Source organism: Methanosarcina sp. DH1 (assembly GCF_020804205.1).
GTDB lineage: Archaea > Halobacteriota > Methanosarcinia > Methanosarcinales > Methanosarcinaceae > Methanosarcina > Methanosarcina vacuolata.
In genome coordinates, this window is record NZ_WJBJ01000019.1 from 326,599 (window position 1) to 340,860 (window position 14,262).

Genomic DNA, 14,262 nt, shown 5'->3' on the forward strand with positions numbered 1-14,262 from the left:
TGATTATTCCCGGATGAAATTTGTATAGATGCTTTTTTCTTTCATCGGCAACTGTACGCCAGCCTTCATGCCAGCCTCCTTGCACTTCAGGAACCATGCCATATTCCTTGCAAGCACACGCATGATCTGCAATCCTTCCAGGTCTTTTTTCACATCTTCGGGTTTTGCTCCATGAACCATATTCCAATAGCGAGAAGAAACAATAGGCATCTCCGAAATGGTGAAATACTTATTAAGCTGGTCAAGTGTGGCTGTCGTCCCTGCTCTCCTTGCAGAAACAACTGCTGCCGCTGGTTTCAGATAAAAAGACTGTCTGCCTCCTAGTAGATCAGCATAGAAAACGCAATCCATAAAAGATGTAATCGCTCCACCTGCGGCTGCATAATGCACAGGGGAACCGAAAATAAATCCATCTGCATCTTTGGCAATGTTAAGAAAATCGTTGACGCGGTCATTAAATGCACAGAGCCCTGTTTTGGCACAGCTCTTGCAGGCAGTACACCCGGTAAGAGGCTTTTTTCCGATCCAAAAAATTTCTGTGTCAATCTCTTCTTCATTCAAGGTCTTTGCTACTTCTGAAAGAGCCGTATAGGTACAGCCTTTCTCATGCGGACTTCCGTTTACTAATAATACTTTCATTCTCATGCCCCAATTATGCCTTTAATAATCGCTTTTAACCCAATCTATTCTGCTTCCTGCAATTTTTATTTTTGATGATGCTGTTAACTTAAATTGTTATATTCTTCATCTGTTACGGGTTCTAGCCATTCAGCAGGACCCGCATTGACATTTGTCTCTACAGAAAGGTGTACGAACCAACTGTCTGGAGCCGCTCCATGCCAGTGCTTTACATTTGGATGAATTTTTACTACATCACCAGGATTAAGTTTCTGTGCAGGCTTTCCTTCCTCCTGATAGTAACCACGTCCGCCTGTTACTAACAGGATCTGTCCTCCAGGGTGCTTATGCCAGTTATTCCGACAGCCGGGTTCAAATGTCACATTGCCTATGGGACAATTAAATTCATTATCCCTGTCTACCAGCATGCTAAGCCATGCTTTACCTGAAAAATACTTGCTGAACATTTCCGGAAGTTCTTCTCCTTTCGGAAAGATCACGCTTTCACTTAAGTTTGATTTGTCCATATTTTGGTCCCCCTTTTCATTTTTCATGATGCCTAATTTCTTGAATGTCAAATATTCTTACTGAAAAGTCTACTAGCCGTGGCCTACCGTTAATACCGACAACTTTCATAATGTTCTCTCTTATTTTACTTTCATTATGATTGTCACAATTTTTTTCTTAATCGTTTACTCGATCAATCTCATGAGTGACTGATCAGTCATCGTATAGGATTTAATGGTATATAAAAGTAAGCCATACAGAGAAAGGTAAAATGTAAAAAATTGAAAAATAATTTTTCAACATGCCTGGATTCTTCTCCTTCGCTCAAACCGCTTTTCTCATTCATATCCCAACTCTATGACTTTGTTTCCTCTGATATCCCTCCATTCCAGGCATCATCTCCTTAGATAATGTTCTTTCAAAAATCCCACCAGGGAGTCGAAGGCATGTGTAGGTTTGAATCTAATAGAACGGTTTCACCAATTTCCGGGGCAATTATGTTTACTTCTCTTTTTTTTGCCTCCTTTAGTGCTCTTTCTATTGGTTCATTCCAACCATGATTAGCTAATGTAAATGCTCCCCAATGCATCAACATCATGGTCTCACCATTCGCATCCAGATTAGCCTGAACAGATTGTTCCGGTACCATATGAATATCCGACCAGCTCGGATCATATTGGGCACCTTCGATCAAGGTTATATCAAAAGGTCCGTATTTATTTCCGATCTCCTTGAAATGTGGACCGTATCCACCGTCTCCACTTGTATATATTCGAGTTTTGTTTCCCAGGATGACCCATCCACCCCATAGAGTAGTATCGATATTAAACGGATCTCTTCCGGAGAAATGTCTGGCTGGTGTCAAAACAACGGTTAAGCCCTGATATTCCGTTTCTTCCCACCAATTGAGTTCCGTAATTTTTTCTTCTGGAATACCCCATCGAACCAGATGAGCACTAACTCCCAGAGGAACAAAGAAATGTGATACTTTGCTGTTTAGTTTAACAATAGATTGATAATCCAAGTGGTCATAATGGTCATGTGTGATAAAAACTGCATCAATAGGCGGCATTTCATCAATAAGATGCAGCATAATATCTTTACTATATTCATATCTTTTAATTCCCACAAATGAAACAGGGGAAGCAATAGGACTCAACATAGGGTCTATCAATAGCTTTTTATTATCAATGCTAAGCAGAAAAGCAGAGTGTCCAAACCAGGTCAAACTATCAGTTTCACTTTTAATTTTGTTCCAGTCAATGGCAGAAACAGGAATTGGACCACTCGGGTTGCGGTCTTTAGCCTCTGAAGCAGAATCCTCATTCATTAATGAAGCGTCTGAGGAATTTATAACCAACTCTGTAGGATCCTCATTAATAAATTTCCCATCAACATAATTATTTAAATGTTGATACATTTCTGTTTGTTCTTTTGTTGGATTCCCACCGAAAGCCGGGTCTATGTTTATAAACAAGATAATAAAGACACCCAATAGAAGCAAAAAACTGAGTAAATATAACCCCATTTTTTTAATCCTTTTCATATTTTCACTTCTGTAATTCCAATTTTACGCAGCTAATTGGAGATCCCATTCTGCGCTTTTTTACGTCTCTGCCCGGACTGTAAGACAGTTCAGAATAGAGTCGGACAACCCTGAGCTACTCTGCATACACAGCACAGCGGAATCCTCATGTTAAGACGGAAGAGATGCCTTTGATTTCCTGCGATGTAGTTTCATGCAGGCCTCCTGCTCCAATGCCAACAGTACTGACTTTTCCATCGACATGTGGCAGATTTCTATGTTCAACTTCCTTTTTGCTTTCTCCGATATTATTGATAATTCTTGAATAGGCGCTGTTTTTTCCTATTCTGGACAAATTTTAGAACATAGTAAGTCACACAAATATAAACTCCCATGATGGAAAGGTAATCCGTGAAGAAAAACACAGCTGATTCATCAAAGTTCCAATAGGAATATGTATAGTACAAAATCAGCTTGGAACCCACGTCTCTTTCAAAGAATGAATACACTCCATGTACAGCGATCAACACTGCCATGATTCGCAGCGCAAATGTGTGGCTACGGTTTGGAAAGGGAATTCCCGGTGTATTTCGGGCCACACCTGTAATCATTCCCCAGTGCATTCCCAGATGTATGGAGATGAGGATAAAACCCCAGTATGTGGCCAGAACGTGTATCTGCCGTGCAATCATGCCACCGCTTACCGGAATAAAGGCAAACAAGGTACGGGAAATCATTATGGAGCTTAACATTAGCATCAGCATCATTACAAGAAGAAGCAGATTGACAGATGTATTAAGAACATGGCGTCCATTGTGCTTTCTTTTTATAACTGTCTGATACCATCGTCGATTTAAAACATTGTGGACAATGAATAAAGCAAACAAGGAAACTCCTAACAGTTCGTGGATCACGTTTCCTGTTAGGTAGTAAGCCATGGCTACTAGCATGATAACCGTCATAACGAGGTCAATGGCTAGCTTAAACAAGATTTTCCGATCCAAAAGCTTCTCCTCATTTATTCTGCCATTCCGATTTTACGCAGCCACTCGGATACATCATCCTGCGCAGTTTCTACACTTGATCCCCTGATTGCAAGGCCATCCAGAATCGTGGACTGCGGGCAAAGCTCAGTGATATCTTCAACACTTCGTCCAAGGCCGCTTCCTTCGTGTGTGCAGAACGGTATAATGGTTTTCCCGGAAAAATCATATTCCTCCAAAAAGGTAAATACCGACATCGGCATCGTTCCCCACCAGTTGGGATAACCTATGAAAACCACATCGTAGGAGTCCATGTTCTCAACCTTTGTTTTCAGCTGGGGCCTGTAGTTATCTTCCTGTTCCTGCTTTGCCTGATCAACTACAGCATCGTAATCCGTGGGATATGGATTTACGGTCACAATTTCAAAGATATCCCCGCCGACTTTTTCGTGGATTTGATTAGCAATTACACGTGTATTGCCAGTATGTGAAAAATAAGCCACAAGAATTTTTTTTGACGCTGAATCCATTTGTGTATGATTCTCACTTTCAGTTTCCATATTTGGCAAACTGGTTTCTTCTGGGGCGGTAACATTGGGGCTATTGTCCTCTGCTTCTACCTGTGTGCTGTTTACGTCAACATTTGTCGTGTCGCTGTCTGCACATCCGCAGATAGAGAGGAAGAGGCCTGTCATTATTACGAGGGTCAGAGCTGATATTTTCTTCATCGTGTGCATCTCCTTTTTTATTTCAGTCGAATATCCCGCTAGCTTGCTGCAGGGTACGCCAGCGCAACTTTGATCTTTTAGATAGCGGATTCCTTAATTTAATGGATGATTGACTAATCACTCACGGGGCTAGTGAAAAAAAATTAGTTATTAGCCAGACCTTTCCAAATAATCTGGAATCCATCTTCTATAACCTTATTTTCATCCAGTGATAAATCTGAATCAATGATAAGGTTCACCACCGCCCTGCTACCCTGATAAAACATTGCAATGGTAAGCTCTGCGGAAAAATCTCTGATTTCTCCCGCTTTTATTCCTTCATCCACAAGCTTATGGAGGAATACATACTCTTTCATCACTTCATCACGTGTAAACTTTGTGATGTAAGGGGATGAACAGAACTGCCCGACAAAAAGGAATTCTTCCTGATTTGCTACTCCCCATTTGATTAGATTTGACCATATTTTTTTTAATTTATCCTTGAAGGTATTCTGTGCCTCAATTTCTTTTCCCATACTGCGGCTTAAATCTCCTTTTACCTCAAAATAAAGGCTGTTAATAAGGTCTTCCTTTGTAGGAAAATAGTTGAAAAGCGTGCCTGTGGCTACACCTGCATCTTTTGAAATCTGGGCAGTGGATGTACCGTGGAAGCCTCTTTCCGTGAAGAGCTTTAAGGCTGCTTCCAGAATGGCTGTTTTTTTGTCTTTGACCTGTTCTTTCATGTATTATCTCTATAATTGACTGATTAGTCATTTATGTTTTAATATTAAGTTATTATAAATACTTTATGGCATTTTATTCTTGGCTTTTAGCTGGTATTGCAGTCCACAAGGGATTTTTGGCAACTTAAGTAAAAAATATCCAGCGATACATTTAAAAATCCGAATTGTTAATGTGTAGAGATCATCATGCTCATAGTACTCTCATTAGGCGGTTCAATTCTCGCAAAAAATCTAGATCCCGATCGTTTTTTAAAATATGCGGATGTTCTCCGTAAGCTCTCGAAAAAACATACCCTGCTTGTAGTAGCCGGCGGAGGAGAAGCGGCAAGGAATTACATCGAAACTGCAAGGGCAGTTGGTGCCGATGAAGTTACATGCGACTACATTGGTATCGAAATTACTCGCCTGAATGCACACTTGCTTGCTGCAGCTCTTGGGCCCGATGCCTGTCCGGAAATTCCTACAAATTATCTGGAAGCTGCAAAGGCTATACGTCCCGGAAAGGTAGTCGTCATGGGAGGAATTACCCCTGGCCAGACAACGGATGCCGTCGCTGCAATTCTTGCGGAGTTCCTGCGGGCAGACCTGCTGGCAATTGCAACCTCGATTGACGGAGTTTATTCCGCAGACCCTAACTGTGACCCTTCGGCAGTAAAGTACGATAAAATCTCTCCTGAGAAGCTCATAAACATAGTCATGGCAATCGAGATGAAAGCAGGCTCCAAATCTCCTGTTGACCCTGTAGCCGCAAAAATTATAGAACGCTGCAAGCTCGATGCACTTGTCATGGATGCCCGGAATCCTGCCATGCTCGGAGAAGTTCTCGATGGAGAGGCCGTTAAAAAGACTCCCATATCCTGCGGGACCTGGATTACGACAAAGATCTAAGGCTCAAAACTCAAACCAATCAAGACTTAAAGTTCAAACCAATTAAGACTTAAAGTTCAAACCAATTAAGACTTAAAGTTCAAACCAATTAAGACTTAAAGTTCAAACCAATTAAGGCTCAGACCAGTATTAACAGCCAGACAAGATAGAGTTCGAAAAATAAAAGCTGGCTTCAAAATCTTTATTTTTACAGAAAATGAAAACTTAAACATAGAGGTTCCGACATATATCTTAATAACAGAAAACAGACGGAAGTGCCGGTTTAGTGTTTAGAACTCCTACAAAGCCAGTTTCCTGAAGTTTCTGTCCTGATATTTCTTAAAGGGAGGAGGAGTCGGGTTTGAGCTTGCCTGAAAGAAAGAGTTCTTTTAGACAGAGAGGGTTTATTTTCCACTTTTTTTTCATTCTTCTATTCCTGATAATCTTCTGCGCTGATCTCATTCCCGCTTTTGCTGCAGTAGATGGGACAGCCTTTGAAAAGGAAAGGCAGAGAGATGCCGTTATCATGGATATTTTCTCGGACAATGAGCTTGCGGATACTACAGTACGGTTTGAGCAGCCTCTTGAAAATGTTTCTCTTGTTTTTACTTTGAATTCGGAGAAAAAACTGCTGAAATCGGAAACTTTTCTTCTAGGGTCTGTTAAGAAAGGGCAGGAAGTTACAAAAGTACTTTTCTGGGAAATTGAGAACGATTTTGGAAAAGATACGGACTCTTATACAGCGCAGGTTTATGTTAAAAACGGGAATGAACGCCTTGCTTTCAGAAAACTTTCGTTTTCCGACCGAAATCCCATCCTTTCAAAGCTTAAACTTGTTGACTTCTCCGCAGATTCCGAGAAAGCTTTAGTTTTAATGAGTCTTACAAGCCCTGCTAACCTCAGGAGTATACAGGCGCCTGAACCCGGCGTTATCGACCTTGACCTGAAACTTCTCTCAGGAACGGAAATCGTGTATTCTGAAAAGCATAAGAATATCCCCGTTACAGGCACTTATTATAATGCAAGCTACTGGCCTTTCCTGCTTGAAAAAGATAAAAACTACACTGCTCTTTTGAAGGTCCATTCCCACTCTCCTGATGTTACTGCAGCTTACAGATCGGATTTCAGGGCCGAAGAAAAAGTGGAAATTGTTGACTGGGATATCGATGTGGATGAATACGGAGCAAGTGTTACTGTTGTTGGAAGATCTCAGGTGCCCTTTGACGGATTTGTAAGGGTTGTGTTGACGCCTGAGAGTGGGAAGGTACAGATTTTTGAGGAAACTGCAGATATCCTGATCTCGGGAAAAGAAGATACTGTAGGAATAATCTGGCAGGGAGTCCCAAAGGGAGATTATAATGTAAAGATCTATGTGCTGAATTCCGAAGGAGAAATTCTGGACAGCCATGAAACGGTTTTGAGGGTTTTTGAACCTGTTGCTGAAGCAACCCCTGTTGAAGAATCTCCGGCTATTTGCTTCCTTACATTTCTGGAGATTTTTCTATGTGCTGGAATCTTATCTGGAAGGAAAAGGAAATAAAGAGTTCTGAAAAAGGAAAATAAAAAGTCCTGGAAGCTTTGAAAATCTTGAAAGAATTTGGAAGCTTTGGAAGTTTTGGAAGCTTTGAAAGCCTTGAAAGCCCAAAATAGTATAAAATTCGAATGCAGGATCATCATGTTTGACCTCATCATCCGGAATATAATGAACAGAAAGGTCAGGAGTGCACTGACAGTCTGCGGGATTGCCCTCGGGATCTTTGCAGTTATAGTTATGGGTGCGATGTCCGAAAATTTCCATCAGACGTTTGAGCGTTCCATGAGTGTGACCAGCGACAAAATTCGGGTTTTTGCCGAAAGCGGCGTCTTTGGAGGGGGGCTTACGGACGATAAGGTGAGCGACGTACTCCGGGTGGCAGGTGTGAAAGATGCGTATGGGCTTTTAATGACTACTTTTGATGAGGACAAAATGGGAATGACCGGGAAGCAAATTCTGGGAGTCCCACCGGAAAAATCCAGCGTTGCCCTTTATCCCGTAGAGCTGAAAGCAGGCCGTTTTCTCAATCCGGGAGACTCTTATAATGTTGTTGTCGGAAGCAACATACAAAGGGAATATAAACTCCAGATCGGGAGCAAGTTTGAGATCCATGACAAGTATTTTACCGTTATAGGAATTCTGGACTACACGGGTTCGATTTTCGATAACGCGGTAATCATACCTCTTGAAACTGCGCAGGATCTATATGATGTGGGCAATTCAATTTCCTATATCTTTGCGGTGCCTGACGAACGAGTGGATGCCGAAATACTCTCCAAACGCATAGAATTGAGCGTTAAAGGCACAAGCACCCTTTCTCCCGGAGAGCTTGAGGTGCAGGCAAGGCAGTCCTTTATGATTTTCAGTGTAATCACTATCAGCTCAGGGCTTCTTGCAGCAATCATAGGCGGGCTTTGCGTGATGAATACAATGCTGATGTCCGTTGCCGAGAGGACAAGAGAATTTGGAATTTTAAAAGCCATTGGAGCCGAAACAAAGGATATTTTGCTCCTCACGCTTGGGGAAGCTTCATTTATGGGCCTTTTCGGCGGAATCCTCGGAATTCTGGTAGGTTCCGTGGCCGTCTATATTATGAATGCATGGCTCGCAAACACAAGGATAGTGCTTTTCCTGATAACGCCCCGGCTTCTTGTAATTGCCATGCTTTTTGCCTTGCTGATAGGGGCTCTTTCAGGGCTTTATCCTGCGTACAGGGCCTCGAAAATGAGCCCTATGGAGGCTTTGAAGCATGCATGAGGTCGAGATTGAGGGGGAAGGGCTTGAGGTCTCGAATAAGCCGGAAAAAGAAAATAATAAGCTTAATTGGGGTAACGAAGATCAGAAAATCATACTTCAGGTTGAAAACCTTTCCAAAACCTATTCCCAGGGCAAAATCCCTGTCCATGCCCTTCGCTGTGCCTGTATCACTGTGATAAAAGGGGAATTGCTTGCGATAATGGGGCCTTCAGGGTCCGGAAAGTCCACTCTTCTTGCCCTTATAGGCACGCTTGAAAAAGCCACGGACGGAAAAATCATTCTTGACGGGACGGATCTCACATCTGTGCCTGAAAAACTGCTTCCCCGCGTGAGAAGGGAAAAAATAGGCTTTATTTTCCAGCACTATAACCTTATCCCTACGCTTTCTGCACTTGAAAACGTTGAGCTTTCCATGCGCTTTTCCAGAGTGCCCAAAAAAGAAAGAGGAGACAGGGCCAGAAAGCTGCTAGAAGAACTTGGCCTTGGAGACCGACTTTCCCATAAGCCTTCGGAATTATCAGGAGGAGAACAGCAGAGAGTCTCTATTGCCAGGGCACTTGCGAATAAGCCGGCGGTTATACTGGCGGATGAACCCACAGGTGAGGTGGACAGCAAAACCAGGGATTCAATTGTGCGGGTCTTCAAAGAGTTGAGCGAAAAAGGGCAGACGATTCTTGTTGTGACGCATGACCCGGAGGTTGCAAAGGAGTGTTCGAGGGTGCTCAGGATTACGGACGGGGTTATTAAAGATTAATTATCATACAAATCAGGTTTTAAAATACTGTTTTTTCTTCAGAATTATAAATCTATGTAGTGTGAGGTTACACTTACTTTTATCACTATATTTTGGAACTGAATCCTCGTAGAGAGAAGTCTATAGAGAGTCTGTTTTCCTATTTTGATCAATGAGAAATTCTAAATTTGGCTGTTTTATTGTTATGATTTCTATCTTTTTGAGCGCACTCTTTAACTCTTGGGTTAATTTTTTATAACAGTATAAATTTTTTATATATGCAATTAGTTTCAAAATTCGTACAGTTTCCTGCTTAAAAACGCTGTTCTTCTACGTTATAATTACAGCTAGCCTGTCAGGACAATAAACCGGATAAGAGTCAGAATAAAAAAGATTGTTGTGAGTGTTTGATTTCTTTCGTCTTTTTTATGTGACCTCAAAGTCTGGAGTTATGGGGACTATGAGCAATTCCATACTATTCAGTCAAATTACCTGGCCGATAAACCAGTCAAAGCGGTTCAACCGATAAACCAGTCAAAAAGGTTCAACCGATCTTACCGATCTAATTGATTTAATCTCAATTTCCTCGGTTATGAAACATCCTGTAATACCTCACATAAATTTTCCATATCTAGCTATTAACTGCAATAGTTGCTGTAAAAGAGGAATCTCACAACTTATGAAATTTTAATATGGGGCGTATTATGATGTATGTAAAAGGAATCTTGAAAATTATCTGTTTAATAATTCTCGCACTTCACCTGATGACTGCAGGAAGTGCAGCAGCTAATGTGCTTTCTGTAAGTAACAACACTGGTCAGCCTGCAGATTTTACTACCATCCAGGCGGCTGTAGCTGCTGCAAATCCAGGAGATGAAATTGTTGTCAAACCCGGTATTTATGAGGAGAATATTGTAATTAATAAGAACATATCTATTGTTTCCGAATCTGGAAAATTCTCCGATACTGTAGTCCGGGCAGCCGACGTTTCTCAAGATGTCTTCAGTATCTGGGCAAACGACGTAAGCATTAAAGGTTTTGGCATAAGTGGGTCCAATTCCGCAGGTATTCATGTTTTTGAATTTATTGAATGCCACATTGAAAACAATGAATTGTTCAATAACAGCTGCGGTATCGATCTATATATACTGAGCTCAAGCAATACGCTTGAGAATAATGAAATTTCAAACTGTCTGACCGGGATTAGTATTGGCGGCGGCATGTACAATAATTTGAGCAATAATTCAATCTCAAATTGCAGTAATGGAATTTCACTTTTTGACTCCTCCATCAATGTCCTGGAGAATAATACAATTTCTAAAAATATGGAAGGTATTTATCTTACAGGCGAATCAAACGGCAACACTCTGGCAGGTAATACTGTAACCCTCAATACGAAATCAGGGCTGAATATTTACGGGACTTCAAACAATCTGATTTATAATAACTGTTTCAATAATACGGTAAACGTAGAGTTCGAAGAAGTTTCGGGAACAAATACCTGGAACACAACTAAAACCGAGGGTACCAACATAGCTGGCGGCCCTTACCTGGGAGGCAATTTCTGGGCAAAACCTGATGGGACTACATATCCTGAAAAAGCCAGGGACAGTGACCTTGACGGAATATTTGATTCACAGTATAATATCGAAGGCACCCAGTTCATAGACTATCTTCCCCTGAAAGGATTAGAGCCGGTAGTGATTACTGTAAATAATAGTACCGGGCCGGTTGCGGATTATACTTCTATCCAGGCGGCAATAGACAACGCACTCCCTGGTGACACAATCCTTATTTTCCCGGGCGTCTATGAAGAAAACGTCGACGTATACGTAACGAATTTGACCCTGACCTCCCAATCTTCCAGTTATGGGGACACCAGTGGGGACACTATTGTCAAGGCAGCCAGCAGTCTGGACGATGTTTTCTATATTATTGCGGATGGAGTGACAATTCGCGGGCTGAATATAATTGGGCCTGTAGACTACCCCAGTTCAGGCATCCACCTTAATGGAGTTAAGTACTGTAATATCGAAAGCAATCAGCTCTCTAACAATTACATAGATCCTACTTCAAACCTTTTCAGTGGGAACAATTCCTCGGTTAGCAATAACTCAGGTTCGGATACAGGATCCGGGATCCGTCTTGATTCTTCCAGCAACAATCTCCTGAACAATAATACAGTCTCAGGGAGCGGAATTTCGGTTCTCCTGCGTAATTCCGCGGAAAATACGCTTCTCAATAATTCGGTATCCGGCAGTAACTACGGTATCTGGGTTGATTCTTCTAACAATAATACGCTGGAAGGAAATATTCTGTCAAACAATAAAATCGGGGCCTATCTGAAAGTTTCAAGCGGAAACGTACTGAACAACAGTAAGGTATCAGGCAGCATAAACTCTGGTATTAATCTGTGGGATTCTGTGGGAAATACATTAAGCAATTCCACAGCCTCGAATAACAGTGTTTCTATCGTTCTGAGGAATTCCAGCGCAAACCTGCTCAGTAACAACACGGTGTCGGATAGCAATTATGGTATATGGCTGTACTCTTCGAGTAATGATAATAAGCTGAACGACAACAGGGCATTAAATAACCAGATCGGTATCTATGTAAAGACATCAAGTGGAAATGTCCTTACAGGCAATACTGCGTTAGACAGCACCGTGTCCGGAATCAGTGTCTGGGAAGCGACCAAAAACACGTTAATTAATAATGAAGCTTCGAACAATTATGTCTCCATTTATCTGCAGAATTCCAGTGAAAATGCGTTTTCCAACAACTCGGCCTCAGACAGCAATTACGGGATGTGGATTGCCTATTCCAGTAACAACAACCTGAGTGAGAATGACGTATCGAATAACAAATTCGGTTTCTATTTGAAAAATTCCAGCGATAACAGGTTGTCAGGTAACCAGGCAAATTCAAACTCCAGGTATGGGATCTATCTGGGTTCTTCCAGGAGTAATATCCTGGACAGTAACAGGGTTACTTCAAACTCGGAGTATGGGCTTTTCCTTCTTGATTCGGGAAGCAACTCGATTTATAATAACTATTTCAGCAACGTAAACAATATTTATCTGCAAGGTTCTAACGCAGGTACGAGCCTGAATACAACCCTGACACCGGCAAAGAATATTGTTGGTGGAACTTACCTTGGTGGGAATTTCTGGGGTACTCCAAAAGGAGACGGCTTCAGCCAGACCCATGCAGATAAGAACGGAGACGGTATCTGTGATGCAGCTTATACCGTGAATACAGAGGGCATTGATTATCTGCCTCTTGCAGATTCTCGTATCATGATCTAATCCTGAGTGCTATAAAAAAGAAAATATCCTGAAAAAATGTCCTGACTGTCAGGTATATGGGCAGCAGGAGATTAGTGGCACACTGAAAACAAGGCTGTACAGTTTCTCAGGAAATAGGAGGCTGTACAGCTTCTCAGGAAGGTTATTCTGGGTTTATATTTGAATATAAGCAAGTGATACAAAGAACTAAGACTTCATTCGTACAACCTTTTACTTAAATACCGAAAAAGACCTTTAAAGCGTATATTTTGATAATCAAAGTGCTTTGAAAACAGTAAAAAAATCAAAAAATGTATTATATATGTTCTTAAAGAACATTCTGATATAAGTTGGACTCTTCTGCTCATCATTTACTACATAATCATTTTACAGAACCATCAAAAAAGAATTGTCCATTTTTGTTTGGGTTACTGGCTTCCATAATCTGTATTTTATCCCAAGCTACAATTTTTAATTCTCCTTTATCACTCAGAGTTACTAAAGAATTATTTCGTATATCTCTAAGTTGACCTTTAATTTCTCCTGATTCAGTTTTAATTTTAATATAGGGAAAATCATACTTATAAAAATTTGTTATTGATTTCATAACCTGGTCATTGTACAATTTAGCTACAGAATATGATATGACTATTAAAACAAAACTTACTAAAAATCCTACTATATATACAATTACGTGAAATTCTGGATACAGTAAGTTTGTATATAGAATATCAAATCTTGCTCTATTGAGTGAAAAATTATTGTCGATTATTGAGATATTATGTAGAGTTGCAATAAAATACGCATATATAGCTAAATTCAAGCCAAACACAATTCCAATAAAAAACCAAAATGATGAATAAACATTCAGTGAAGATAGTTCAACTGCACCATATTTGTTAATTTTGGGGATTAAAAGTTTTTTTGAGTAAAGATATTTAATCCACAATATTAGGATAAGTGTAAAGATAACTATTGTGATGTTAAAACATGAATTAATAAGCGCAAGTGTGTTTAATAAAACCACGTCCGAACTTAAATTTAATAATTTTCCAATATAGCTTATGTCAAAAGCATAGTCAAAAATATGTATCCTCTTCAAATTGTATGGGCGAAAGCAGTAATGTATTTTCGACCACATAAAAACTATAATAGTAGTTCCATTTTCCCTTATCATATTTTGGAGTAGAAAAATGGAACTTGAAGCTTTAAAACAATTGCTTGCTTCACTGGACATCAATCCTGATGAAATTAAAGATGAAAGATATGCCAAAGCTTTTCGCATTTTGTTTGCTATAATTGAAAAACAGAATGAAGAGATTGAATTCCTCAAGGCAGAGAACCAGAAGCTTCGAGATGAAATCAACTTACTCAAAGGTGAAAAAGCCAAACCTAAGATTCTTGGCTCTAAAAAGCATGAAGACATTTCTTCTGAAAAAGAGAGAAGAAAAAGAAAGATTCCATAGGATAAAGAGCCTAAATCTAAACTGGACAAAGTAGA

Annotated in this window: 14 protein-coding genes; 6 read left to right on the top strand and 8 right to left on the bottom strand. The window is 40.5% G+C overall.

What is annotated here, in order from left to right; genetic code table 11:
• Positions 1 to 3: 3 nt before the first annotated feature.
• From FXW07_RS10315 to FXW07_RS10345, 7 genes are all read right to left on the bottom strand, one after another.
• Complete coding sequence (locus tag FXW07_RS10315; RefSeq protein ID WP_229395348.1) at positions 4 to 639, bottom strand: flavodoxin family protein; 636 nt, start codon at positions 637 to 639, stop codon at positions 4 to 6.
• A gap of 83 nt (positions 640 to 722) precedes the next feature.
• Entirely contained in the window at positions 723 to 1,145 is a 423-nt protein-coding gene (locus tag FXW07_RS10320) for a cupin domain-containing protein (protein ID WP_229395349.1), read from the bottom strand.
• Positions 1,146 to 1,543: 398 nt separating this feature from the next.
• Positions 1,544 to 2,671 carry an MBL fold metallo-hydrolase gene (locus FXW07_RS10325; RefSeq protein ID WP_229395350.1) on the bottom strand — a complete coding sequence of 376 codons (1,128 nt, stop codon included), beginning with the start codon at positions 2,669 to 2,671 and terminating at the stop codon, positions 1,544 to 1,546.
• Between the two features lie 145 nt (positions 2,672 to 2,816).
• Entirely contained in the window at positions 2,817 to 3,005 is a 189-nt protein-coding gene (locus tag FXW07_RS10330; RefSeq protein WP_229395351.1) for a hypothetical protein, read from the bottom strand.
• Entirely contained in the window at positions 2,959 to 3,612 is a 654-nt protein-coding gene (locus tag FXW07_RS10335; RefSeq protein WP_346655648.1) for a DUF4405 domain-containing protein, read from the bottom strand. Before FXW07_RS10335 ends, FXW07_RS10330 begins: the two co-directional genes overlap by 47 nt.
• 56 nt (positions 3,613 to 3,668) lie before the next feature.
• Complete coding sequence (locus FXW07_RS10340) at positions 3,669 to 4,361, bottom strand: flavodoxin (RefSeq protein WP_229395352.1); 693 nt, start codon at positions 4,359 to 4,361, stop codon at positions 3,669 to 3,671.
• A gap of 143 nt (positions 4,362 to 4,504) precedes the next feature.
• Positions 4,505 to 5,083: a TetR/AcrR family transcriptional regulator gene (locus FXW07_RS10345; RefSeq protein ID WP_229395353.1), complete on the bottom strand. Its 579-nt coding sequence runs from the start codon at positions 5,081 to 5,083 to the stop codon at positions 4,505 to 4,507.
• A 186-nt stretch (positions 5,084 to 5,269) separates the two neighbouring features.
• On the opposite strand from FXW07_RS10345, the gene pyrH reads away from it, so the two are divergent.
• The 5 genes from pyrH (at position 5,270) to FXW07_RS10370 (ending at position 12,782) form a co-directional block, all read left to right on the top strand.
• Positions 5,270 to 5,971 (top strand): UMP kinase, encoded by a 702-nt coding sequence (pyrH, locus tag FXW07_RS10350; RefSeq protein ID WP_229395354.1) that lies wholly within the window; start codon positions 5,270 to 5,272, stop codon positions 5,969 to 5,971.
• Positions 5,972 to 6,311: 340 nt separating this feature from the next.
• Entirely contained in the window at positions 6,312 to 7,490 is a 1,179-nt protein-coding gene (locus FXW07_RS10355; RefSeq protein ID WP_229395355.1) for a hypothetical protein, read from the top strand.
• A gap of 135 nt (positions 7,491 to 7,625) precedes the next feature.
• Positions 7,626 to 8,741, top strand: a complete 1,116-nt coding sequence (locus FXW07_RS10360; protein WP_229395356.1) for an ABC transporter permease — start codon at positions 7,626 to 7,628, stop codon at positions 8,739 to 8,741.
• Positions 8,734 to 9,495 (top strand): ABC transporter ATP-binding protein, encoded by a 762-nt coding sequence (locus FXW07_RS10365; protein ID WP_229395357.1) that lies wholly within the window; start codon positions 8,734 to 8,736, stop codon positions 9,493 to 9,495. Before FXW07_RS10360 ends, FXW07_RS10365 begins: the two co-directional genes overlap by 8 nt.
• A 683-nt stretch (positions 9,496 to 10,178) precedes the next feature.
• Entirely contained in the window at positions 10,179 to 12,782 is a 2,604-nt protein-coding gene (locus tag FXW07_RS10370) for a NosD domain-containing protein (RefSeq protein WP_229395358.1), read from the top strand.
• Positions 12,783 to 13,143: 361 nt separating this feature from the next.
• On the opposite strand, the gene FXW07_RS10375 is transcribed toward FXW07_RS10370, so the two are convergent.
• Positions 13,144 to 13,863 (bottom strand): hypothetical protein, encoded by a 720-nt coding sequence (locus tag FXW07_RS10375; protein WP_229395359.1) that lies wholly within the window; start codon positions 13,861 to 13,863, stop codon positions 13,144 to 13,146.
• Positions 13,864 to 13,954: 91 nt separating this feature from the next.
• Between FXW07_RS10375 and FXW07_RS10380 the strand changes: the two genes are divergently transcribed.
• Positions 13,955 to 14,227: a hypothetical protein gene (locus FXW07_RS10380; RefSeq protein WP_229395360.1), complete on the top strand. Its 273-nt coding sequence runs from the start codon at positions 13,955 to 13,957 to the stop codon at positions 14,225 to 14,227.
• Positions 14,228 to 14,262: the final 35 nt, after the last annotated feature.